The following is a 21,714-nucleotide window of genomic DNA, read 5'->3' as shown; positions in this document are numbered from 1 at the left end:
CGGTCGGCCACCGGACGACTACGGGGTGGTGATATGCGGGGCGATCAGTGGTGCTCGGCGAGCGCGCCCTGAATGAAGGTGCATGCCAGGAGCACGAACACGTACGCCTGGAGGGCCTGGATGAAGAGTTCGAAGGCCGTCATCAGGATCACCATCACGAACGAGACGCCGGCGTAGGCGATGCCGATGCCGTTCAACAGGTACCAGCTGGCGATGGTGAAGAGGAGCAGCAGCGTGTGGCCCGCGAACATGTTCGCGAAGAGTCGGACCGCGTGCGTGAAGGGCCGGACGAACACGTTCGAGAAGAACTCGATGAGCATGACCAGAGGCAGCACCGCGCCGAGCGACTTGTCGTAGCCGGTCAGGTTCTTGAATCCCCCGACGAAGCCGTGCCGCTTGAAGGTGATGGTCATCCACGTGACGTACACGATCGCCGCCAGGACCGCGGGGTACGCGATGATCGACGTCACCGGGAACTGGGCCACCGGAATGATGGACCAGAGGTTCATCATCCAGACGAAGAAGAACAGCGAGACCATCAGCGGGACGTACTTCTCGCCCTCTTTCTTGCCGAGGGTCTCGTAGACGATGCCGCGCCGGATGAAGTCGTACCCCGCCTCGGCGACCATCTGCAGCTTGCCCGGGACGACCTTCGGCTTGCTGAAGGCGGCCCAGAGGAAGCCGACCACGATGACGGAGCCGAGCAGCGCCAGCAGCATCGTCTTGTTGAAGTACAGATTGCTGTCCGCATCGCCCCACAGGGGTTCGAACAGGAACGAGTGCAGGCCGGGAGCCGGGAAGCCACAGCCGTCGAAGATGTGGCAGTCGGTCTCGAAGGCGAGCACCTGCGTCGGGTCAGCACTCACCGCGGGCTCCTTCAGCGTGGCGCATAGGTACGGCAACCTCGTTGTGTCGGCGCGGCACGCGGCCGCGGTTCGGCACTGGACTGGTGTTTCTGGTGTGAGGGCGGCGGTTCGGCGTCGAGCCTCGCGATGGAACAGGCGTCAGCTCGGATGCCCGCGCCCGCAGTGCCGCAGTTGGCACCGGACGATAGCAGCTTGTCGAACGCGTCCTTATCCCGGCCCTACCCCTCACGATGAAGGGCCCGTCTTCTCGGGCTTGCTGCCCTGGGCGGAGTCCGGTTCGACATAAAGGATCTTGGACTTCATGTGCGCCACCGTCTGCGAGCCGACCCACACCAGGGTGGTCGCGATGAGCGTGAACGCGAAAGCCCGCGGGTGGAACAGCGACGTGTTCTTGAAGGCCGCAAGGAAGACGAACAGCAGCAGGATCTGAGCCGCGTAGAGCATCAGGCCCATCGCCTGGAACAGGTGCGGAAGCGATTTGGCAGTGCGCTGGAGGACCAGCAGGCCGATGCCCATGAAGAGGATCGTCACCAGCGCGGCCACGATGGACCCGATGGCTCCCTTGCCGCCGGCCACCACGCCGCTGGCGACGGCGGCTACGGCGCCGACGGCAGCTGTGGGCACAGCGGCCTGAGCCAGGATTCGGACATCGTTGGACGGCATGGCGGCAACTCCGCTTTCAAAGGGGGCAGGGGTGTCGTCATGGACGAGCGTAGTCCCGGACTGAGACAGAAACTCACGCCGCCGGACCGCCGCATCACGGCCCTTCGGCTCTACCCGGGGGTTCTCGTGAACGGTATCACAAACTATTTGATGCAGTCTTTACTCGAGGGCGCACCCAGCGTCACACATGAGGCTGAATTTGCTCGTCAGAGCGTGACGATGAGGGACTTGTCCGGTATTGCGACACTTAGGCCGCACCCCCATCGCCATGATCCAGCAACGTTCTAGTCAAATTCTTACCTCAGCGCTATTTCGAACTAACGTTCACTACCGTCGAACTTCCGACGCACGTAAGAGAGGTCCGCGAGGAGGTCCGCCGAGCCGAAGCGCCGACGGCGGGGCCGTGGCAGGGCGGTGAGCGGCAGCCCGCCGGTGGACTCCCAGCGCAGACGTCCGTCAGCATCGATGTAGCTGCGGGTCCGGCCCCGGTTGTCGGGGTGCAGACAGTAGGGGATGTCGAGGTAGCCCTTTCGGAACGCCAGCAGCAGGGCGCGACCCACGTCCGGGTCAAGATCCAGAACGGCGCCCACCAGAGCCGAGGCCTCTTCATACACCTCCGGATCGGCGGTGGCCCCGGCCGGCGGCAGCTGCGGCCGCCGGGCCGCCCAGGCCGCGTATTCCAGAGCGCGGACGTTCACCTCGATGCTGGGGATGCGCTGCGACTCCGCGGCCGTCTTGACGATCAGCCGCTGCGCGCCGCCGTCGACGGCGAGTTCGGCCGCCTGTCCCAGCAGGCGGTAGGCACCGTCGTGCGTCTGCGGGTACAGGCCCATGTACGCGTAGACGACGATGTGCCAGTCCGACACCGGCAGCAGCTCACGGCACAGCCGCCGCAGCGCCGCGAGCGCCTCGCGATCCTGCCCCGGGTGGGTCTGCTGGGCGTAGCTGACGGAGATGCTGCGGATGCCGTGCTGGGCGAAGAAGAGAGCCTCCAGCACGCTGATGGCCACGAGCTGGCCGGGTGGGCACAGCTGCCCCAGCATGCAGCCGCCGAAGGTCTCCAAGTGCGGCTCCAGCCCCTGGTCGCGGAGCCGGGTGAGCAGCTCGCAGCCGCGCGCCCAGTTGTCGACGGACTCCACAAGCGGCGTACGGCCGTAGGGCAGGCAGTAGGAGACCGGCCCGCCCTCGGTGGCGCCCAGGCCCACGGCGAGCATGGCGCGGAAGATGCCGAGGGGGTCTGCCGAACCATGGCGCACCTGAACCGGGAAGTCCGGGCCGTGGATGCCGGCCAGCACCTCGGCGGTCGTCGCCACAGGGTGAGTGACCAGGGGGTAGCCGTTGAGTGCGACCCCGTCACGCAGCGCGCTCTCGACGGCCGCCAGGTGACCCACCCGGGTGTGGGCGTCGACGGTGATCGTGCCGACCGTGCGGGCGGCTGCGGCCCGGGTGGCCGCGAGCCCGGCGCGCATGGTCGCCGGATCGCCGAATCCCATCCGCGGCTGGACGACGAGCCGGCCGGCCTCGGCCTCGGCCCTGACGTACGCGCCGAAACCGGCGGTCTGCTGCGGATCGCTCATCGGGCGGCGGGCAGCGTGGCCGGGCGCCGGTCCGGCGCCACAGCCCGGGGAAGCGAGGCGGCGAAGGCCGCCAGGGCGGTGGCCGGGTCCGTGTCCTCCTCGAAGACCTCGTCGAAGCCGGCCGACCGCAGCTCCCACGCGCGGGCCGAGTCCTGGCCGGCGACACCGAGCTTGCCGCCGATGACCACAGGGATGGTGGCCAGGTCGGGGTGGGAGCGGAACGTCCCGATGAGGCGCAGCCCGTCCTGGTGCCCGTGGCCGTTTACGCTGCTGACGACGACGAACGCCGGGCGCGCGGCGGCGCAGCGGGAGACCAGCAGGTCGTCGGGGACACAGGGGCCGAGGTTGACGACGTCGTAGCCGAGTTCCTCCAGGAGCAGCTGGAGGAACACCAGGTTCCAGGTGTGGGAGTCGGAGGCCATCGAGGTCACCACGACGGTCTGCCGGGCCGTCGTGCGCACATCAGTCATGTTCCCGTTCCACCTTTCGGTAGGTCCGTACGTGTTCGATACGGGAGACGGAGACCACGTCGTCGGCGCGCACCACGGCCTCGGCCGGGGCGGGCCTGCCCAGGAACATCAAGAGGCTGGCGGTGGGGCCGTAGGCTCCGGTGTTCGGGATGGCGACGAGGTCGCCGGGGCCGAGGCCGACGGGGACCTCGACGTCCCGGCCGAGGGTGTCGCCGGGGGTGCACAGTGGCCCGGCGAGGGTCACCCGCTGCGTCTGCCCGGCGTCGGCGTCGGAGTCGATGCGGACGGACACCGGAAGGATGCGGCCGAGGCCGGACAGTCCGCCGAAGGTGTTGATGCCGGCGTCGAGGACGACGAAGGTCCGGCCGCGGCCGGTCTTGACGTTGCCGACGGACGCCAGCAGGGTTCCGCAATCGCCCACCAGGTAGCGGCCCGACTCGACGGCGAGCCGGGGGGCGCCTTGCCGCCAGCGCGGGAAGTGCGTGTCGAGGGCGGTTTCGAGCGCGGCGCGCAGGGCGGGGTAGGCCGTGCGCTCGCCGTGCTGGCCGTACGGCGACGCGAAGCCGCCGCCGATGTCGAGCAGGCGCAGGGGCACGCCGAGTTCCCGCTCGACGCGGGCGGCGGTGTCGATGGTGTGCCGGAACTCGGCGATCAGCGCTGCCTCGTCGGAGGCGTTGCTCTGGGTGAACAGGTGCAGACCGGCCAGTGAGGTACCCGGCACCGCGCGCAGCCGGGGGGCGAGGCCGGCGATGGTCTCGCTGTCGAAGCCGAACTGGGTGGGGCGGCCGGTCATCCGGACGCCGGTGGCCGCCCGGGCGGTCTCGTCGTTGACGCGCAGCAGGCAGTCGGCGACCGTGTCGTGGGCCAGCGCGGCCTCACCGATGCGTTCCAGGTCGGTGAGCGATTCGGCGGAGAAGAGCCGGACGCCCTGTCCGATTGCCTCACGCAGTTCGCCGGCGGTCTTGCCGGGCCCGGTGTAGAGGATGTCCGCGGGGTCGTGGCCAGCCTGAAGGGCCGCGGCGAGTTCTCCGGTGGAGCTGATCTCGGCGCGGCAGCCGGGGCCGTCGCCCTCGCGCAGGGCCTGGACGAGATCGGTGTGCGGGTTGGCCTTGAGGGCGTAGAAGACGTCGAACTCGTCGGGCAGCCAGCCGAACAGATCGCGCCGGGCGGCGTCGAGGCGGTCGAGGTCGTAGACGTACAGGGGGGTGCCGTACGCGTCGGCCAGTGCGCGCAGGCGGGTGCGGTCGGTCATGCGCCGTTTCCCTCCAGCAGGGCCGCGAGCTCGCGGCGGGCGTTCTTGCCGTGCAGGGTGAGCGGGAACTCCTTCAGGACCCGGCAGACGGTGGGCACCTTGGGCAGTTCGAGGCGCCGGGTGAGTTCGGTGATGACCTGGTGGGCGTCGAGGTCGCTCTCCACGAACAGGGCGAGCCCGTGTCCGTCGGTGGGCGGCAGCGCGGCGGCGGCCCGCACGCCCGGGATGTCCATGGCCGCGCTCTCGATCTCCAGGGTGCTCATGCGGAAGCCCTTGTGCTTGAACATGTCGTCGCGGCGGCCCTGGAAGTAGAGGTAGCCGTCGTCGTCCAGCCAGCCGTAGTCGCCGGTGTGCAGCAAGGGCTCCCCGGTGCGCGGGTCCCGGCGGAAGGAGCGGGCGGTGTCCTCGGGGTTGCGCCAGTAGCCGGCCATCACATGGGGGCCGGTGGCGACGATCTCCCCCACCTCGCCGGCGGGCAGGGGACTGCCGTCGTCGTCCAGGATCAGCACGCGGGTGCCGGGCAGCGGCAGGCCGACGGAGTCGGGACGTTCCCGGTCGGCCTCGGGCGGCATGACCGTGATGCGTTTGGCCTCGGTCTGGCCGTACTGCCGGACGACGCGGGCGCCGGGGAAACGGGTGCGCAGGGCGTCGATGGTGCTCTGGGGCAGCGCGGCGCCGGTGTTGGTGAACATGCGCACGGGCGGCACGGGCCCGGCGTCCCGGCCGGCCAGGCGGACGATCATCGTGGCGAGGGACGGCACGATCGGTACGACCGTCACGCCGGTCTCCCGCATGCGCCGGAGCAGCAGGAGGTCGGACTCGCCGTCGGCGAGGACGATCTCGCAGCGGGCGACGCAGGTCATCAGGACCTTGCACAGGCCGTAGTCCCAGGACATGGGGAAGCGGCAGAAGACGACGTCGTCCGGGCGGTAGCCGAGCACCTCGGTCAGGGCGCGGCAGGCGAAGGTCACCTGGGCGTGGGGGCACATGACCGCCTTGGGGGCAGCGGTGCTGCCGGAGGTGTAGATCAGCACGGCCAGATCGTCGGGGGCGACCGCCTCCGCCTCGCCGGGGTCCTCGCCGGCCGGCACCAGGTCCGGCTCGACGTCGGCGATGTCGTGCACCGGCGCGGTGCTGACGCGGCGCAGCACCGGGGCGCCCGCGGCGTCGGTGAGGACCAGCTTGGGTTCCGCGTTGCCGACGACGGAGCGCAGGTGGAACTCCTTCATCGCCGGGTTGAGCGGGACGAAGACGGCACCGACGCGGGAGGTGCCGTAGAACATCGCGGCCAGTTCCCGGCTGGTCGGCAGCTGGACGACGACGCGGTCGCCGCGGCCGATGCCCTGGCGGCGAAGCCAGCGGGCGAAGGCCCGGGCGGCGGCGTCCAGCTCGCGGTAGGTCCAGCGGCCGGCGGCATCCCGGATCGCCGGGGCGTCGGGCGTCTCCTGGACCGCGGCGTCGAGCAGGGAGTGGATGGTCTGACCGTTCAAGCGTGTTTCCCCCAAAGTTTCAGCGTGCGCGGGCGGTCGTGAGCATGTCCCGCAGGGCGCGGCGGTCGATCTTTCCGTTGGCGTTCAGCGGCAGGTCCGCCAGCACGGTGAGGGTGCTGGGGATCATGTACTCGGGCAGGCGGGCGCGCAGGGAGGCGAGGACATCGGCGGGATCGACGTCGTCTCCCGTGCAGACCGCTGCGAGGCGGGTCTCGTCGCGTGGACCGGGCAGGGTGAGCGCGACGGCGTCGCGGATGTCCGGATGGGCGCGCAGTTCGCTCGCCACCTCCGCGAGCTCCAGGCGGTAGCCGCGCACCTTGACCTGGTCGTCCAGGCGGCCGAGGTGGGTGAGGCCGTCCTCGTCGAGGCGTACCCGGTCACCGGTGCGGTACCAGAGCCGGTCGTCCGGGTCCGCCACGGCGTCCACGGCCGTGGCGCGGTCGTCGCCGGGTTCGTAGCGCAGGAAGCGGCCGGCGTTGTCGGCGGGGTCGAGGTAGCCGGGGAAGCGCTGGACGCCTCGGACGCACAGCTCGCCCTCGGCGGCGGGGCGGCCGTCGTCGTCCACGACGAGCTGTTCCAGGCCGGGGTAGAGCCGCCCGATCGGCACGGTGCCGTGCGCGGGCAGTTGCTCGGCCGGGGTGTCCGTCAGCCGGTGCTGGGTGCAGCTCAGGGTCAGTTCGGTGGGGCCGTAAAGGTTCTCCAGCACGCTGCCGGCGGCGGCCGCCCGCCAGGCCTCGGCCTGGGCGGTGGTCAGGGGTTCGCCGCAGAACAGGCTCCAGCGCAGCGTGGGCATGCAGCCGGGGGGCAGGCCGCGCAGCCGTCGGGCGAGGGAGATCACCGAGGGCACGGAGAACCAGTGGGTGATGCGTTCCCTGGCGACGAACCGGGCGGGGGCGAGGAGGTCGCCGCGGCCGGGCACGACGACCGTGGCGCCGCTGCTCCAGGCCGCGAACAGGTCGAAGACGGAGAGGTCGAAGGTGAGGTCGAAGGTCTGGGAGAGCCGGTCGCCGACTGCGCGTCACCGACTCGGCCGGGTCGCCCAGTTGTGGGCGACAGGGTCCCAGGGGGGTCTCGGCCCTGCCTGGAGCGTGGCCCGTTCCTGGTGCCTCTTCCTCCCGGTGAACGCCCGTCCCCTGTCCCGTACTTGTGCAGCAAGCCCGTTGCCGTTCGGCGCTCAGCCGGTGATGACCGCGACCGTGGCCCGCGCACACGAGCATGCCCCCGTCCCTGACAGCCGTAGCGAGCCGGCCTGGCGAGCGTGAAGGAGTGTGTCCGGCACGATGAGTGAGCCAACAGCCCATCAAGTCGCCATCGTGGGTGCGGGGGTGATGGGTTCGGGAATCGCTGCCCTGGTGCTCGGACACGGCATCCCCGTCGTCCTGGTGGACGTCGACGACACGACGCTGAGCGCGGCGCGCGTCAGGATCGAACAGCAGCTGCGGCACGCTCAGCTCATGAGCGCGCTGCCCGCGGGCACGGCACCCGGCGAGCTGACGACCAGCGTGTCCCTGGCGGACGTGGCGAACGCGACCGCGGTGATCGAGGCGATCGTGGAACTGCCGGCGGAGAAGGCCAAAGTGCTGGCCGAGGTCTCGGCGGCCGTACGGCCCGGGACGCCACTGATCTCCAACACGTCCGGGATCCCCATCGCCGAGCTGGCCCGGTCGGTCGACCGGCCCGAGGAACTGCTCGGCACGCACTTCATGAACCCGTCGTACCTGATCAGGATGGTCGAGGTCAGCCGGGGCCCGCAGACCGGTGACGCCGCCGTGGCTGCCGTGGTCGAGCTGCTGTCTGCGCTGAACCGCAAGGCGGTCATCGTGCGGGACGCGCCGGGCTTCGTCACGAGCCGGCTTCTGCATCCGATGATCAACGCCGCGGCGCGGATCGTCGGTGAGGGCACCGCGACGGCGGAGGCGGTGGACGAGCTGATGGAGGGCTGCCTCGGGCACCCGACCGGCCCGCTGCGCACCGCCGACCTGATCGGCCTGGACAACCTGGCCGACTCCCTCCAGGTTCTCTACGAACGCACCGGCGACCCCTCCTGCGAGCCCGCCGACCTGCTGCTGGAGAAGGTCCGCCAGGGTGACCTCGGCCGCAAGTCCGGCCGGGGCTTCTACGCGTACTGAGACACGCGCGAATCCCGAGTCGAAGACCCCTGAAAGTCACTTCCATAGCCGAAAGGTGTTGCGGTGAGCACTGAATCGACCGCGCAGGGCGCCGAGTTGAGCGCCGAGTCCATCGAGCGGGAGCTGCTGGGCTTCCTGGAGGCCAAGACCAGGACCACGCTGACGCCGGACCAGGACATGTTCGCCTCCGGTCTGGTGTCCTCCATGTTCGCCATGGAACTGGTCGTCCACCTCGAACAGACCTACCGGGTCGCCATCGTGGGCGCGGACCTCAAGCTGGACAACTTCCGGACCGTGCAGCGCATGACAGAGCTGGTGCTGAGGCTGCGGGCCGGGTCGCCCGCGGTCGGTCATGCCTGACAGGCACGTCGGCGGTCCCGCTGCCGGCGACCGGCTCGCCGACGGGTTCGCTCTCCTCGACTCCCTCGTCGACGGGCGGGCCGAGGCATGGGATCTGTCCGGCGAGATCCCCCTGGAGGTGCTGCGCACCGCCGGGGAGCGGGGGTTGCTGTGCGCACAGGTCGCCCGTGAGCTGGGCGGACTCGGCCTCAGCAGCCGGGACAACGGTGAGCTGACGGCGCACGCGGGCAGTCTGTGCAGCTCGCTGCGGAGTGTGATGACCTCGCAGGGCATGGCCGCCTGGACGATCCAGCGGCTGGCCAACCCCGACCAGTCGGCCGCGCTGCTGCCGGAGCTGGTCGGCGGCAAGCTGGCCGCGGTCGGCTTCAGTGAGAGCGGCGCCGGCTCCGACGTGACCGCCATGACCACCAAGATCGAGGTGTCGGGCGACTCCGTCGTGGTCACCGGCCACAAGGTGTGGATGACCGCGGCCCACTACGCGGACCTGCTGGTCGTGTTCGGGCAGTGCGAAGGCGGTGCGGCGGTCGTCGCGGTGCCCGCCTCGGCACCCGGCGTGCACGTGGAGCGGGTCGCCGATCCGCTGGGCTGCCGTGCGGCCGGGCATGCGAACGTGCGCTTCGACTCGGTGCGGCTGCCGCTGTCCAGTCTGCTCGGCACGCCGGGCATGCCGCTGCCGCTGCTGGTCACCACCGCCCTCGCCTACGGCCGTATCTCGGTGGCCTGGGGGTGTGTGGGCATCCTGCGCGCCTGCCGGCACGCCGCGGCGCGGCACGCCGCGTCGCGGGTGCAGTTCGGCAAGCCGCTGCACGAGCACCAGTTGGTGGCGGGGCACCTCGCCGACCTGTACGCGGACGAGCAGGTCGCGGCCCAGGCGTGCGCCCATGCCAGCGCGTGCTGGGACGCCGGTTCCCCGGATCAGGTCGTGGCGACCGTGCTGGCCAAGCACGTCAGCGCCGGGCACGCGGCCCGCGGTGCCGCGGCGGCCGTGCAGGTGCTGGCCTCGGCCGGGGCGCGGGACGGTCATGTCGTGGCGCGCGCGTACCGGGACGCGAAGCTGATGGAGATCATCGAAGGCAGCAACGAAATCTGCCAGTTGATTCTGGCGCAGCACGCCGTGGCGACGGCACAGTGACCATCCTGGAGGATCTTCATGTCTGACGTGCCGACCACGGTGAAGTGCCTGGTCTGGGACCTGGACAACACACTCTGGCAGGGCACGCTGTCGGAGGGCGACACGGTGCGCCCGCCGGACGGCGTGCGGGAGCTGATCATCGAGCTGGACTCCCGGGGCATTCTGCAGTCGGTGGCCAGCAAGAACGACCACGACCTGGCCTGGGCCAAGCTGGAGGAGCTGGGCCTTGCCAAGTACTTCGTGCTGCCGCGGATCGGGTGGGGGCCGAAGTCGGACTCGGTGCGGGACATCGCGGAGCGGCTGAAGTTCGCGCACGGCACCATCGCCTTCGTGGACGACCAGCCCGCCGAGCGGGCCGAGGTCTCTTTCCACCTGCCGGAGGTCCGCTGCTACGCCGCCGACCAGGTGCCGGCGCTGGCGGACCTGCCGGAGTTCAGTCCGCGGAACGTCACCGTGGACGCGCGGCGGCGCCGCCAGATGTACCAGGCCGGCTTCCGGCGTGAGGAGGAGCAGGCCGCTTTCCGCGGGCCGACGGAGGAGTTCCTGCGCTCGCTGGAGCTGGACATGCGCATCGGCCGGGCGACCGAGGAGCAACTGTCGCGCGTGGAGGAGCTCACGCTGCGCACCAGCCAGATGAACGCGACGGGCGTCCACTACTCCGACGCAGCGCTGCGCGAGCTGCTGGCCGATCCCGGGCATGAGGTGCTGGTGACGACCATGGCCGACCGTTTCGGTCCGCACGGCGCGGTCGGGGTGATGCTGCTGCGAACGCGGCCCGGTGTGTGGCACATCAAGTTGCTGGCGACGTCCTGCCGGGTGGTGTCGTTCGGGGCGGGTGCGGCGATCCTGAACTGGCTGATCGACCAGGCCGCCCGGGCGGGCGCCCATCTGGTGGCCGACTTCCGGCCCACGGAGCGCAACCGCATGATGGAGATCGCCTACCGGTTCGCCGGTCTCGGCGAGGAGTCCTGTGCGTGCCAGGACGCGCTGCCCGATGCGGGAGCGGACGGTCTACGACGCCTGCACCTGGTGCCGGCGCCTCGTGAGCCGCACGCGACGATCCGGATCAGCGCACCGGACCTGGCCGCGGACCACCGTGTGGCCGCTCCGGATCCGGTGCACTGACCGGTGCTCAGCATGCTTTCTTGCGTACCAGAGTGATGCCATCGGCCATCGGGAGGAGTGATATCTCCACCCGATGGTCGTCGTGCAGGAAGGAATTCAGCTCGCGGATCGCGACCGTGTCGGGATCCTGGGCTTCCGGGTCGATGACCCGGCCAAAAAGCAGAGTGTTGTCGAGGATGACGAGTCCGCCCGGCCTCACCAGCTCGAGCGACAATTCATAATAGCGACGATAATTCGCCTTGTCCGCGTCGATGAAGGCGAAGTCAAAGGTGCCCGCCTTTTCTTCGTCGAGCAGTCCGGCAAGGGTTTCGGCGGCATTCCCGATACGAACGTCGATGCGGTCCGACACGCCCGCCTTCGCCCAGTACTCCTGAGCGATGCCGGGCCACTTGTCGCTGATGTCGCAGGTGACCACGCGTCCGCCCGGGGCGAGGCTGCGGGCCATGCACAGCGTGCTGTACCCGGTGAACGTGCCGATCTCCAGCACCTGACGGGCACCTGTCAGACCGACCAGGAAACCGAGCAACTGCCCTTCCTCGGCCATGACCTGCATGGCCTGCCCCATGGGCAGTTCACCGGTCAGATCGCGCAGGCCGCGCAATATCTCGTCGTCCCGCAGGGAGACGTCACGCACATAGGAAAGTAATTCCGGCGAGGACATGATTTGAGTAGCCACCGCCTCAACATAGTGGCGGCGCATAATGTCACGCAAGGGCGACCGAGCCTACTCCGGAATGTGAATGCTCTGGCTTTGGGTCAGCGGCTCGTATGTGAACGGGCGCCGATGGCGGTCGCTCCGTTGGCCGACGCCACACCGGCCGCGACCGGCGTGCTGCGCTGCTCGCCCTCATGGCCGTCAGCGGTCCCGCCCGCCGCTGAAGCCTCGCCCCCCGCGGACCGGATCACCGATGACGCGGCAGGTGCGACCCGGCGACGGCGGTAGCGGGGCGGGACGAAGGCCTCCATCCAGCGCGGCGCGCGCGGCCTGAAGCGGGGCAGCAGCAGCAGGACGAGGCCGATCGCGCTGAGTACCACGACACTCAGTACGATCCACATGGACGCGCTGTTCACGGAGTACGCCAGCGCGCCGAAGGCGATCAGCGCCGACCAGAAGTACATGATCAGCACCGCGCGGCTGTGCGAGTGGCCGATCTCCAGCAGCCGGTGGTGCAGGTGCCCGCGGTCCGCGGCGAACGGCGACTGGCCGCGCCAGGTGCGGCGCACGATCGCCAGGATCAGGTCGGCGGCCGGGATCGCGATGATGGTCAGCGGCAGCAGCAGCGGAATGTAGACGGGGACCGTCTGGTGCACGGTGTTGCGCTCGGACCCGGAGAACAGGTTCATCACGTCCGGGTCGACCTGGCCGGTCACGGAGATGGCGCCGGCGGCCAGCACGAGGCCGATCAGCATCGAGCCGGAGTCGCCCATGAAGATCCGCGCCGGGTGCATGTTGTGCGGCAGGAAGCCCAGGCACATGCCCATCAGGATGGCCGCGAAGAGGCTGGCGGGCGCGGCGGCCTCGATGCCGTACGAGTACCAGATGCGGTAGGCGTACATGAAGAACGCGGCGGACGCGATGCACACCATGCCCGCGGCCAGCCCGTCCAGCCCGTCGACGAAGTTGACCGCGTTGATAGTGATCACGACCAGGGCGACGGTGAGGAGCGTGCCCTGCCACTGGGTGAGGGCGACGGTGCCGACGCCCGGCACGGGCAGCCACAGGATCGTCAGACCCTGCATGACCATCACGCCGGCGGCGATCATCTGGCCGCCGAGCTTGATCAGGGCGTCGATCTCGAACTTGTCGTCCAGGACGCCGATCAGCCAGATCAGCGCGGCTCCGGAGAGCAGCGCGCGGGGTTCGTTGGACTTCTCGAAGACCTGGTGGAGGTTGGTGAGGTGGTCCGCGACCAGCAGGCCCGCGCACAGGCCGAAGAACATCGCGATCCCGCCGAGCCGCGGAGTCGGCTCCCGGTGCACGTCCCGGGCCCGGATCTCCGGCATCGCTCCCGCAACGATCGCGAACTTCCGCACCGGCCCGGTCAGCAGGTACGTCACCGCGGCCGTGATGCAGAGCGTCAGGAGGTATTCACGCACGGGCTTCCCCACAGGTCTCGCTGGCCATCTCAGTCCCACACCCTAGCGAGGCACGCATATGTGTGGGGACTTGCGGGTAGCGACGATGGTTGCACGTGCGGCTGTGCACAGACGTTCGCCTACCCCGTTCAGCCAGGATAGGGCGGAAATCCGCCGGTGAGTTCCTGCACCTCTGCACGCACCGCCCTGCCCCGCGTCGGCTCCCGCAGCGCGGTCGTGAGAAGTACGGCGATCCGCCGCATCTCCTCCTCCCTCATCCCCTGCGTGGTCACCGCCGCCGTGCCCAGGCGCAGGCCGCGCAGGTCGCCGTGCGGCAGGGCGCAGCAGTCCAGGACGATCCCGGCGGCGGCGAGCCGGCCGCGGGCGGTGCGGCCGTCGACGCCCAGCGGGAACGGGTCGGCGGTGATCAGGTGCGTGTCCGTGCCGCCGGTGGTGACGACCAGCCCCTCGGCGGCCAGCGCGGCCGCGAGGACCCGCGCATTGGCGACCACCTGATGGGCGTACACGGAGAACGCCGGTGCGGCCGCCTCGCCGAACGCGACCGCCTTCGCGGCGATGGTGTGCATCTGGGCGCCGCCCTGGGTGAACGGGAAGACGGCCCGGTCGACGCGCTCGGCCAGCTCGCCGCCGCACAGGATCATCCCGCCGCGCGGCCCCCGCAGCACCTTGTGGGTGGTGGCGCACACGATGTCGGCGTACGGCACCGGCGTCGGCGCCGCTCCCCCGGCGACCAGGCCGATCGGGTGGGCGGCGTCGGCGATGAGGTAGGCGCCGACCTCGTCGGCGATCTCACGGAAGAGCGCGTAGTCGGGGTGGCGTGGATAGGCGGTGGACCCGCACACGATCGCCTTGGGCCGGCGGCTGCGGGCCAGGGCGCGCACCTGCTGGTGGTCGACGAGCCCGGTCTCGCCGTCGACGCCGTAGCCCACGAAGTCGAACCAGCGGCCGGAGAAGTTCGCGGGCGAGCCGTGCGTGAGGTGCCCCCCGTACTGCAGTCCGAGGGCGAGCACGGTGTCCCCGGGCCGCAGCAGCGCGGCGTAGGCGGCGAGCACGGCGGACGACCCGGAGTGCGACTGCACATTGGCGTGCTCGGCCCCGAACAGCGCCTTCGCCCGGTCCACGGCGATCCGCTCGGCCACGTCGGCGAACTCGCAGCCGCCGTGGTGGCGGTTGCCCGGATACCCCTCCGCGTACTTGTTGGCGAGCGGGGAGCCGAGCGCGGCCAGCACGGCGGGCGAGGTGAAGTTCTCCGCCGCCGTCAGCTGGAGCGTCGTCGACTGCCGTGTCAGCTCCCCGAGCAGCAGCTCGGCCAGCTCGGGATCCTGAGCGCGCAGGACATCGGTCTCACGGGCAGGGCTGACCGTCATGGTGGGCTCCGGGGCGTCGACGCTGACGTACGTCCAATGTAGGCCCGGGCACCGCACCCCGCCCCGCGACTACGTCCGTGCGGGTACTCCGGTCAGCGCCGTCACCACCGGATCCAGCGCCTGGTGTATCTCGTCGCCCACCGAGCGGAAGAACGGCAGGGGCGCCCCGTACGGGTCGTACACCTCGTCCGCCTCCGCCGTGGGAGCCAGCAGCCAGCCCCGCAGCGCGGCGGCGGCCCGCACCAGGGCACGGGCCCGCATGACCACACCGTCCTCCAGCGGAGGGAGGGTCGCGGGGTCGATGGCCTTCACCAGGCGGGTGAACTCCTTCAGGGTGAAGGTGCGCAGGCCCGCGGAGTGGCCCATGGAGATGACCTGGGCGCGGTGGTCGCGGGTGGCGGTCAGGACCAGGTCGGCCATGATGACGTGCTCGTCCAGCAGCTCGCGGCCGACGAACCCGGAGGCGTCCGCGCCGAACTCGGCCAGCACGGTCTCCGCGTTGGCCTCCATGGGCGCGCCCTCGTGGCCCCAGGTTCCGGCGCTCTCCACGATCAGTCCGCCGCCCAGCACGCCGAGCCGCTGCGACACGAAATGCCGGGTCAGCCGCTCGGTGATCGGCGAGCGGCACACGTTGCCGGTGCTGACGTGGAGGATGCGGAAGGTGTCCCTCGGGAAGCCGAAGGTGGTGGTCTCTTCCCCGCTGCCTATGCCACGCCCCGCTTCGGGGGGTGTCAATTCGCCACCTCGAGGTCGGGTACGACCTTCCGCAACTCGTCCGCCGACAGCGCGCCCGCGCGCAGCAGCAGCGGCACCTCGCGGGTGACGTCGACGATCGAGGACGGCACATTGCCGGGGGTCGGGCCGCCGTCGAGATAGACGGAGACGGAGTCGCCGAGCATGCCCTGCGCCGCGTCGCAGTCCTCCGGCGCCGGGTGGCCGGTGAGGTTGGCGGAGGACACCGCCATCGGGCCGACCTCGGTCAGCAGCTCGATGGCGACCGGGTGCAGCGGCATCCGCACGGCGACCGTCCCGCGGGTGTCCCCCAGGTCCCACTGGAGGGACGGCTGGTGCTTGGCGACCAGCGTGAGGGCGCCCGGCCAGAACGCGTCGACCAGTTCCCAGGCCAGCTCGGAGAAGTCGGTGACGAGGCCGTGCAGGGTGTTCGGGGAGCCGATGAGCACGGGGGTGGGCATGTTGCGGCCCCGGCCCTTGGCCTGGAGCAGGTCGCCGACGGCCTCCTTGGAGAAGGCGTCGGCGCCGATGCCGTACACGGTGTCGGTGGGGAGGACCACCAGCTCGCCACGGCGGACGGCGGACGCGGCTTCACGCAGACCGGTCACGCGGTCGGTCACGTCGTTGGTGTCGTATCGCCGTGCCATATCTAGCGGGCCTCCTCGTACACGTGCTTCAGAGAAAGAGTGGGGGTGGTGCTCACGGCAGTGCCTTGCGGGCGGTGGCGAACCGTGGGCGGTTGTTGAGGTCGGGGTGATCGGCCGCGTCGGCCCACCCGCGCTCCTCGGTGAAGATCCACGGCACCTGGCCGCCCTGGGTGTCGGCGTGCTCGATGACGACGACACCGCCGGGGCGCAGCAGCCGGTGCGCGGTGCGTTCCAGGCCGCGGATCAGGTGGAGGCCGTCCTCACCGGAGAACAGGGCCATCTCGGGGTCGTAGTCCCGGGCCTCGGGAGCGACGTACTCCCACTCGGTGAGCGGGATGTACGGCGGGTTGGAGATGACCAGGTCGACCTGGCCGTCGAGGTCGGGGAAGGCGGTGAGCGCGTCGCCCTGGCGCAGGTCGACGCGGGAGCCCTCCACGTTCTTGCGGGTCCACACCAGGGCGTCCTCGCTCAGCTCCACGGCGTGCACCCGGGAGCGGGGCACCTCCTGGGCGAGGGCGAGCGCGATGGCGCCGGAGCCGGTGCACAGGTCGACGATGCACGGCTCGACGACGTCCATGGCGCGGACCGCGTCTATGGCCCAGCCGACGACCGACTCCGTCTCCGGGCGGGGCACGAACACCCCGGGCCCGACCTGGAGCTCCAGGTACCGGAAGAAGGCTCGGCCGGTGATGTGCTGGAGCGGTTCGCGCTGTTCCCGGCGCGCGACGACCTCCCAGTAGCGGGCGTCGAAGTCGGCGTCCTTCACGGAGTGCAACTCGCCCCGCTTCACGCCGTGCACGAACGCGGCCAGCTCCTCCGCGTCGGTGCGCGGCGAGGGCACGCCGGCGTCGGCCAGCCGCTGGGTGGCCTGGGCCACCTCCGCGAGCAGCAGGTTCACGCTCGTCCTCCGTGTGGGTACTTGCTCGTACGTGCCTTACGCGGCTGCGAGCTTGGCGGCCGAGTCCGCGTCGACACAGGCCTGGATCACCGCGTCGAGGTCGCCGTCCAGGACCTGGTCAAGGTTGTACGCCTTGAAGCCGACGCGGTGGTCCGAAATCCGATTCTCCGGGAAGTTGTAGGTGCGGATCTTCTCGGAGCGGTCGACGGTGCGGACCTGGCTGCGGCGGGCGTCCGCGGCCTCCCTCTCCGCCTCCTCCTGCGCCATGGCGAGCAGCCTGGAGCGCAGGATACGCAGTGCCTGCTCCTTGTTCTGCAGCTGGCTCTTCTCGTTCTGGCAGGAAGCGACGACTCCGGTCGGAATGTGCGTGATGCGCACCGCGGAGTCGGTGGTGTTCACCGACTGGCCGCCGGGACCGGAGGACCGGTAGACGTCGATGCGCAGGTCGTTCGGGTTGATCTCGACGTCGACCTCCTCCGCCTCGGGGGTGACGAGCACGCCCGCCGCGGAGGTGTGGATACGGCCCTGCGACTCGGTGGCCGGCACGCGCTGCACGCGGTGCACGCCGCCCTCGTACTTCAGCCGCGCCCACACGCCCTGGCCGGGCTCGATCTGCCCGCGGGCCTTCACGGCTACCTGGACGTCCTTGTAGCCGCCCAGCTCGGACTCGGTGGCGTCGATGATCTCGGTCTTCCAGCCGACCCGCTCGGCGTAGCGCAGGTACATGCGCAGCAGGTCGCCGGCGAACAGCGCGGACTCGTCGCCGCCCGCGCCCGCCTTGATCTCCAGGATGACGTCCTTGTCGTCGCTGGGGTCGCGCGGGACGAGCAGCAGCCGCAGCTTCTCGGTCAGCTCCTCGCGCTGCTTCTCCAGCTCCTTGACCTCGGCGATGAAGTCGGGGTCGTCGGCGGCGAACTCGCGGGCGGTCTCGACGTCGTCGCCGGTCTGCTTCCAGGAGCGGTACGTGGCGACGATCGGGGTCAGCTCGGCATAGCGCTTGTTCAGCTTGCGCGCGTTGGCCTGGTCGGCGTGGACCGACGGGTCGGCGAGCTTCTTCTCCAGGTCGGCGTGCTCGGCGATGAGCTCCTCGACGGCCTCGAACATCTCTGGGCTCCTGACTGCGTACGAAGGTGAAGTGGGCGGCGACCAAAAACGCCGGTCCCGGCACGCCCGGGGAAGGGGCGTGACCGTGGACCGGCGAAAAGGGGCTCGCTACTTCTTGGAGCCGGCGGCAGCCTTGCCGAAGCGGGCCTCGAAGCGGGCCACACGGCCACCGGTGTCGAGGATCTTCTGCTTGCCCGTGTAGAACGGGTGGCACTCGGAGCAGACCTCGGCCCGGATGGTGCCGGACGCGATGGTGCTACGGGTGGTGAACGACGCGCCGCAGGTGCAGCTGACCTGCGTCTCGACGTACTCGGGGTGGATGTCGCGCTTCAAGGTGTCTCCTAGGTTCGGGAGGGCGCCGGGTCGCTTCCGCGGGGTGCGGCAGCGTGAACCGGGGCCGACGTACCAGTCTGCCAGGACTGGGGCCTACTCCCAAAACCGGGGGTGCCCGTCGTTTGTTCCCCGCGGGCCGTCTGTTGCCCGTGGCGCCCACGCGGCGGAGCCGCACACCGGTACGGCCGCGCGCCCCCGGCTAGTTCACGACGCCCTCGGCTTCGCCGGTGGCCGTGCCCTGGGTGGCCGACCGGGGGATGGGCCGGTCGTTCCTCAGGGCTGTCCAGACCTGGTCGGCCTTGGTCCTCGCCAGGAGGACGCGGTTGGGGTCGGCGGGATCGTAGACGACCGGCATGGTGACCATGGTCATGTCGGACGCGCCGATGCCCTTGAGGCCGCTCGCGAAGGACATCAGGGAGTTCACCGAGCCCAGAGCGGAGTCGGTGGTCACGGTCTTCGTGGCGGTGTCGGCGAGGTCGTACAGCTTCTTCGGGTCACCGAACAGGTCGACGTCCTTCACCTGCTCGAGCAGGGCCTTGAGGAAGGCCTGCTGGAGCTGGATGCGGCCGAGGTCGGAGCCGTCCCCGACGCCGTGCCGGGTGCGGACCAGGCCGAGGGCCTGCTCGCCGGTCAGCCGGTGCGGGCCGGCCTCCAGGTAGAGGTGGCTGTCGGGGTCCTTGATGTCCTGGGTGGTGGTCACCTCGACACCGCCCAGCTCGTCGACGAGCCGCTGGAAGCCGGAGAAGTCGACCTCCAGGTAGTGGTCCATGCGGATGCCGGTCAGCGACTCGACGGTCTTGACCGCGCAGGCGGCGCCGCCGGTGGAGTACGCGGAGTTGAACATCACGCCGGAGGCGGCCGGGTGGCTGCCGCCGTCGGTGTCGGTGCAGGCGGGCCGGTCGATGAGGGTGTCCCGCGGGATGGAGACCATGCTGGCCTTCCGGTGTCCCTCGTGGACATGCAGGATCATCGCGGTGTCGGCGCGGGCGCTGCCGTCGTCGGTGCCGCCGCCGAGCTTCCTGTTGCCGCCGGAACGGGTGTCCGAGCCGAGGACCAGGATGTTCTGCGAGCCGTTGTCCGTCCTGGTGGGGCGGTCGGTGCCGAGGACCTGGTCGATGTCGACGCTCTCGAGGTTGCCGTTGAGCTTGAAGTAGACGTACCCGACGCCGGTGCCGCCGAGGACGACGATGCCCGCCGCGGTCCAGGCCGAGATGAGCAGCCCCTTGTGGTGTCTGCTGCGGGGCTTGCGGCGGCGGCCCTTGGCTCGGCGGCGCGGGCCGTCCCCGCCGGGCTCGCCCGCTGTGCCGGGTCCCGGCGTGCTCTGGGCGGACATGTGCTCCTCGGCTCTCGTCGGTCGGTTACCCCCTGCGGTGGCGGTCGGGCCGGATCGGACGAACGACCCCGTACCGCTCCATCGTCGCCCCGCCGGGTCAGACGGGGAAACTCGGCACAGGGTTGCATGACGCACTGTGCCCACCCGGAGCTCGGGTGGGCACGGTGCGTAGCGGTGGCGGGCCAGGCATGCCCCGGCTCACCTGCGGTTTCAGCCGAGGATGTCGTACTGCTTGAAGTACGTCCCGACGGAGATCCTTGTGGTGAAGATCTCGCCCGTGGCCTTCCCGGTGCCCCGGTAGAGGTAGAGCGTGCCGCCCGGGGTGCGGGCCAGGAGGTCGGCGCGGCCGTCGCCGCTGACGTCACCGACCGCGGTGATGGCGTTGTAGGTGGTGCTGCTCCAGGTGGCCAGCTTGATCCGGGAGGCGAACGCTCCGCCGCTCGTCTTCCCGAGGCCCTTGTACAGGTAGACGTAGCCGTTGCTCGCGTTCCGGGCGATCAGGTCGGTCCGGCCGTCGCCGGTGAAGTCGCCGTGGCCGCGCAGCTGGTTGTACTGGTTCCAGCCGGAGCCGAACTGGACCCGGGCGGCGAAGGTGCCGTTGCCCTTGCCGGGGTAGATCCACAGCGCGCCGGCCGAGTCGACCGAGAGCAGGTCGGGCAGGTAGTCGCCGGTGACGTCGCCCGGGGTGACGATCCGGGTGCGCGTCTTCCAGTTGTCGGCGATCCGCTGGGTGACCCAGGAGTTGCTGGAGTACACGTAGTGGGCCCAGAACACGTCGCCGTCGCTGCTGCGGCGGTAGACGAGGTCCTGGTAGCCGTCACGGTCCAGGTCGGTCTGGAGGACGAGGTTGACCCCGGCCCAGCTGCCCCAGTTCTCACCGGCCACGAACGACGTGCCCCGGGAGTAGCGGGAGTAGCCGGTGTCCGTGGCGGCGTTGCGCAGCCACAGGTCGGCCCGGTGGTCGCCGTCGATGTTGGTGTCGTCCACGCGCGGGTAGGTGGCGCCGACGTAGGTGGCGACCTTGGTGAAGACGCCGTAGGCGCCCTGGGCGACGCAGTCCTCGACGCCCCACGAGACGACGCCGACGATCCGGCTGTTCACCACCAGGGGGCCGCCGGAGTCGCCGTTGCAGGCGGTGGTGGTGCCGGTGTCGCTGCCGGTGGCGGGGTTGCCCGCGCACACCATGTGGCCCTTGATGAAGCTGGTGCCCCAGGCGTTCGCGCAGGCGGTGTCCGACTGGATGGGCAGCGTGGCCGTCTTCAGCGTCTCGGAGAGGTTGTCGTGGGTGGAGCTGGTGCGGCCCCAGCCGTAGACCTTGGCGCTGGTCCCGGCGGCGTACGAGGCGGTGTCGCCGGACGTCGTCATCCGGATCGGGGTCGCCTTCACCGCGTACGGCAGGGTGAGGACCGCGATGTCGGCGTCGATGGTGGACGCCCGGTAGGACGGGTGGTTCCACTGCCGCCAGACGCCGGCGATGCTGCCGCCGTGCAGGTCGGTGATGTAGCCCTGGTCGTCGACGGCCGGCAGCTGGGCGGTGCCGGTGATGACCGCTCCGTGGTTGTGCCAGTCGTATCCGGCGACGCAGTGCGCGGCGGTGAGGATCTTCGTCGGCGCGACGACCGCGCCGCCGCAGAAGAAGCCGGTGTCGTCGGAGGTGTCGGCGGTGCCCTTGTCGTCGCCGTACCAGAGCTGCGCCATCCAGGGCGCGGAGGTGATGGTGGTGGTCGTACCGCCGATGATCTTCGCGTCGGCGGTCGGCCCCGTGCTGCCCGCGCTGTACGACGACTTGGCCGGGCGCGCGCCGGCCGTGTCGTCCCCGGCGACCGCGGTGGCGAGCCGGCGCTCGAGCTCGGCGGCCGACGGTGAGCTGGTGGCGGGTGTGACGGCGGGCCGCGGCAGTGGCGTCGCCGCCTCGGCGGAGGTGGTCAGCAGCGTGGCGGCGAGAGCCGCGGCGACACCCGCCCCGCAGAAGGGCAGGGCGATGCGTATACGGCGTCTGTGCAAGGAAGTCCCCCTGGGATGCCCATGAGTAGATGAGGGCGCGAGAAAGCCCCCCTTCCTCACTGCGCCAAAAGGCCGCCCCCTGTCACTCTCGCGACAGGGGGCGGCCTCACAGGCTCGACGGCGACTAGTCGCCGT

General features: G+C 70.5%; 21 protein-coding genes and 1 pseudogene. 4 read left to right on the top strand and 18 right to left on the bottom strand.

The features are described 5' to 3' along the window. Window positions 1-44 precede the first annotated feature (44 nt). The 8 genes and pseudogenes from atpB to CCN42_RS15600 all read right to left on the bottom strand — a co-directional run. Window positions 45-881: a F0F1 ATP synthase subunit A gene (gene atpB, locus CCN42_RS15630; RefSeq protein WP_169731463.1), complete on the bottom strand. Its 837-nt coding sequence runs from the start codon at window positions 879-881 to the stop codon at window positions 45-47. Between the two features lie 210 nt (window positions 882-1,091). After that, window positions 1,092-1,529, bottom strand: coding sequence for a Cg1360 family ATP-synthase-associated protein (locus CCN42_RS15625; protein ID WP_086736285.1), 438 nt, complete (start codon window positions 1,527-1,529; stop codon window positions 1,092-1,094). 317 nt (window positions 1,530-1,846) lie between these two features. Further along, the gene (locus tag CCN42_RS15620; RefSeq protein WP_086736283.1) at window positions 1,847-3,106 is read right to left on the bottom strand and encodes a methylaspartate mutase; all 1,260 of its coding nucleotides are present in this window, start codon (window positions 3,104-3,106) and stop codon (window positions 1,847-1,849) included. Then, window positions 3,103-3,576 (bottom strand): cobalamin B12-binding domain-containing protein, encoded by a 474-nt coding sequence (locus CCN42_RS15615; RefSeq protein ID WP_086736281.1) that lies wholly within the window; start codon window positions 3,574-3,576, stop codon window positions 3,103-3,105. Before CCN42_RS15615 ends, CCN42_RS15620 begins: the two co-directional genes overlap by 4 nt. Beyond that, a complete protein-coding gene (locus CCN42_RS15610) occupies window positions 3,569-4,828 on the bottom strand; it encodes a type III PLP-dependent enzyme domain-containing protein (RefSeq protein WP_086736279.1) in 1,260 nt (419 codons plus the stop codon). The genes CCN42_RS15615 and CCN42_RS15610 overlap by 8 nt, the downstream gene beginning before the upstream one ends. After that, a complete protein-coding gene (locus tag CCN42_RS15605) occupies window positions 4,825-6,318 on the bottom strand; it encodes an AMP-binding protein (protein WP_245877296.1) in 1,494 nt (497 codons plus the stop codon). The genes CCN42_RS15610 and CCN42_RS15605 overlap by 4 nt, the downstream gene beginning before the upstream one ends. Window positions 6,319-6,337: 19 nt before the next feature. Beyond that, window positions 6,338-6,604, bottom strand: a complete 267-nt coding sequence (locus CCN42_RS45625; RefSeq protein WP_281259495.1) for an AMP-binding enzyme — start codon at window positions 6,602-6,604, stop codon at window positions 6,338-6,340. A gap of 216 nt (window positions 6,605-6,820) precedes the next feature. After that, window positions 6,821-7,315 (bottom strand): annotated as a pseudogene (locus tag CCN42_RS15600) (AMP-binding protein); the annotation flags it as partial. 283 nt (window positions 7,316-7,598) lie between these two features. Here CCN42_RS15600 and CCN42_RS15595 point away from each other — a divergent pair. The 4 genes from CCN42_RS15595 (at window position 7,599) to CCN42_RS15580 (ending at window position 11,064) form a co-directional block, all read left to right on the top strand. Next, window positions 7,599-8,447 carry a 3-hydroxyacyl-CoA dehydrogenase family protein gene (locus tag CCN42_RS15595; protein ID WP_086736316.1) on the top strand — a complete coding sequence of 283 codons (849 nt, stop codon included), beginning with the start codon at window positions 7,599-7,601 and terminating at the stop codon, window positions 8,445-8,447. Window positions 8,448-8,510: 63 nt separating this feature from the next. After that, window positions 8,511-8,807, top strand: coding sequence for an acyl carrier protein (locus CCN42_RS15590; RefSeq protein WP_086736278.1), 297 nt, complete (start codon window positions 8,511-8,513; stop codon window positions 8,805-8,807). Next, complete coding sequence (locus CCN42_RS15585) at window positions 8,800-9,939, top strand: acyl-CoA dehydrogenase family protein (protein WP_086736276.1); 1,140 nt, start codon at window positions 8,800-8,802, stop codon at window positions 9,937-9,939. Before CCN42_RS15590 ends, CCN42_RS15585 begins: the two co-directional genes overlap by 8 nt. 18 nt (window positions 9,940-9,957) lie before the next feature. Next, a complete protein-coding gene (locus CCN42_RS15580) occupies window positions 9,958-11,064 on the top strand; it encodes an HAD-IIIC family phosphatase (protein ID WP_086736275.1) in 1,107 nt (368 codons plus the stop codon). A 7-nt stretch (window positions 11,065-11,071) separates the two neighbouring features. On the opposite strand, the gene CCN42_RS15575 is transcribed toward CCN42_RS15580, so the two are convergent. From CCN42_RS15575 to CCN42_RS15530, 10 genes are all read right to left on the bottom strand, one after another. Further along, window positions 11,072-11,740, bottom strand: a complete 669-nt coding sequence (locus tag CCN42_RS15575) for an O-methyltransferase (RefSeq protein WP_086736314.1) — start codon at window positions 11,738-11,740, stop codon at window positions 11,072-11,074. Between the two features lie 80 nt (window positions 11,741-11,820). Beyond that, entirely contained in the window at window positions 11,821-13,161 is a 1,341-nt protein-coding gene (locus tag CCN42_RS15570) for an MraY family glycosyltransferase (RefSeq protein ID WP_086736273.1), read from the bottom strand. Window positions 13,162-13,289: 128 nt separating this feature from the next. Further along, window positions 13,290-14,528 carry a serine hydroxymethyltransferase gene (locus tag CCN42_RS15565; RefSeq protein ID WP_086736271.1) on the bottom strand — a complete coding sequence of 413 codons (1,239 nt, stop codon included), beginning with the start codon at window positions 14,526-14,528 and terminating at the stop codon, window positions 13,290-13,292. A gap of 69 nt (window positions 14,529-14,597) precedes the next feature. After that, window positions 14,598-15,263: an arsenate reductase/protein-tyrosine-phosphatase family protein gene (locus tag CCN42_RS15560; RefSeq protein WP_086736270.1), complete on the bottom strand. Its 666-nt coding sequence runs from the start codon at window positions 15,261-15,263 to the stop codon at window positions 14,598-14,600. Further along, window positions 15,260-15,907 (bottom strand): L-threonylcarbamoyladenylate synthase, encoded by a 648-nt coding sequence (locus CCN42_RS15555; protein ID WP_086736268.1) that lies wholly within the window; start codon window positions 15,905-15,907, stop codon window positions 15,260-15,262. Before CCN42_RS15555 ends, CCN42_RS15560 begins: the two co-directional genes overlap by 4 nt. Window positions 15,908-15,959: 52 nt before the next feature. Then, on the bottom strand, window positions 15,960-16,805 hold the full coding sequence (gene prmC / locus CCN42_RS15550) for a peptide chain release factor N(5)-glutamine methyltransferase (protein ID WP_086167547.1): 846 nt from the start codon (window positions 16,803-16,805) through the stop codon (window positions 15,960-15,962). Between the two features lie 36 nt (window positions 16,806-16,841). Further along, on the bottom strand, window positions 16,842-17,909 hold the full coding sequence (prfA, locus tag CCN42_RS15545) for a peptide chain release factor 1 (protein WP_086736266.1): 1,068 nt from the start codon (window positions 17,907-17,909) through the stop codon (window positions 16,842-16,844). 108 nt (window positions 17,910-18,017) lie between these two features. Beyond that, window positions 18,018-18,242 carry a 50S ribosomal protein L31 gene (gene rpmE / locus CCN42_RS15540; RefSeq protein WP_030944953.1) on the bottom strand — a complete coding sequence of 75 codons (225 nt, stop codon included), beginning with the start codon at window positions 18,240-18,242 and terminating at the stop codon, window positions 18,018-18,020. A 199-nt stretch (window positions 18,243-18,441) separates the two neighbouring features. Next, entirely contained in the window at window positions 18,442-19,575 is a 1,134-nt protein-coding gene (locus CCN42_RS15535) for an LCP family protein (RefSeq protein ID WP_086736264.1), read from the bottom strand. 210 nt (window positions 19,576-19,785) lie between these two features. Next, window positions 19,786-21,579: a trypsin-like serine protease gene (locus CCN42_RS15530; RefSeq protein WP_245877295.1), complete on the bottom strand. Its 1,794-nt coding sequence runs from the start codon at window positions 21,577-21,579 to the stop codon at window positions 19,786-19,788. Window positions 21,580-21,714 lie beyond the last annotated feature (135 nt).

Origin of the sequence: Streptomyces glaucescens, assembly GCF_002154375.1 — a bacterium.
Taxonomy (GTDB): Bacteria; Actinomycetota; Actinomycetes; order Streptomycetales; family Streptomycetaceae; genus Streptomyces; species Streptomyces glaucescens.
The sequence above is the reverse complement of the archived record's forward strand: the minus strand, read 5'-3'. Positions and strand labels throughout refer to the sequence as shown.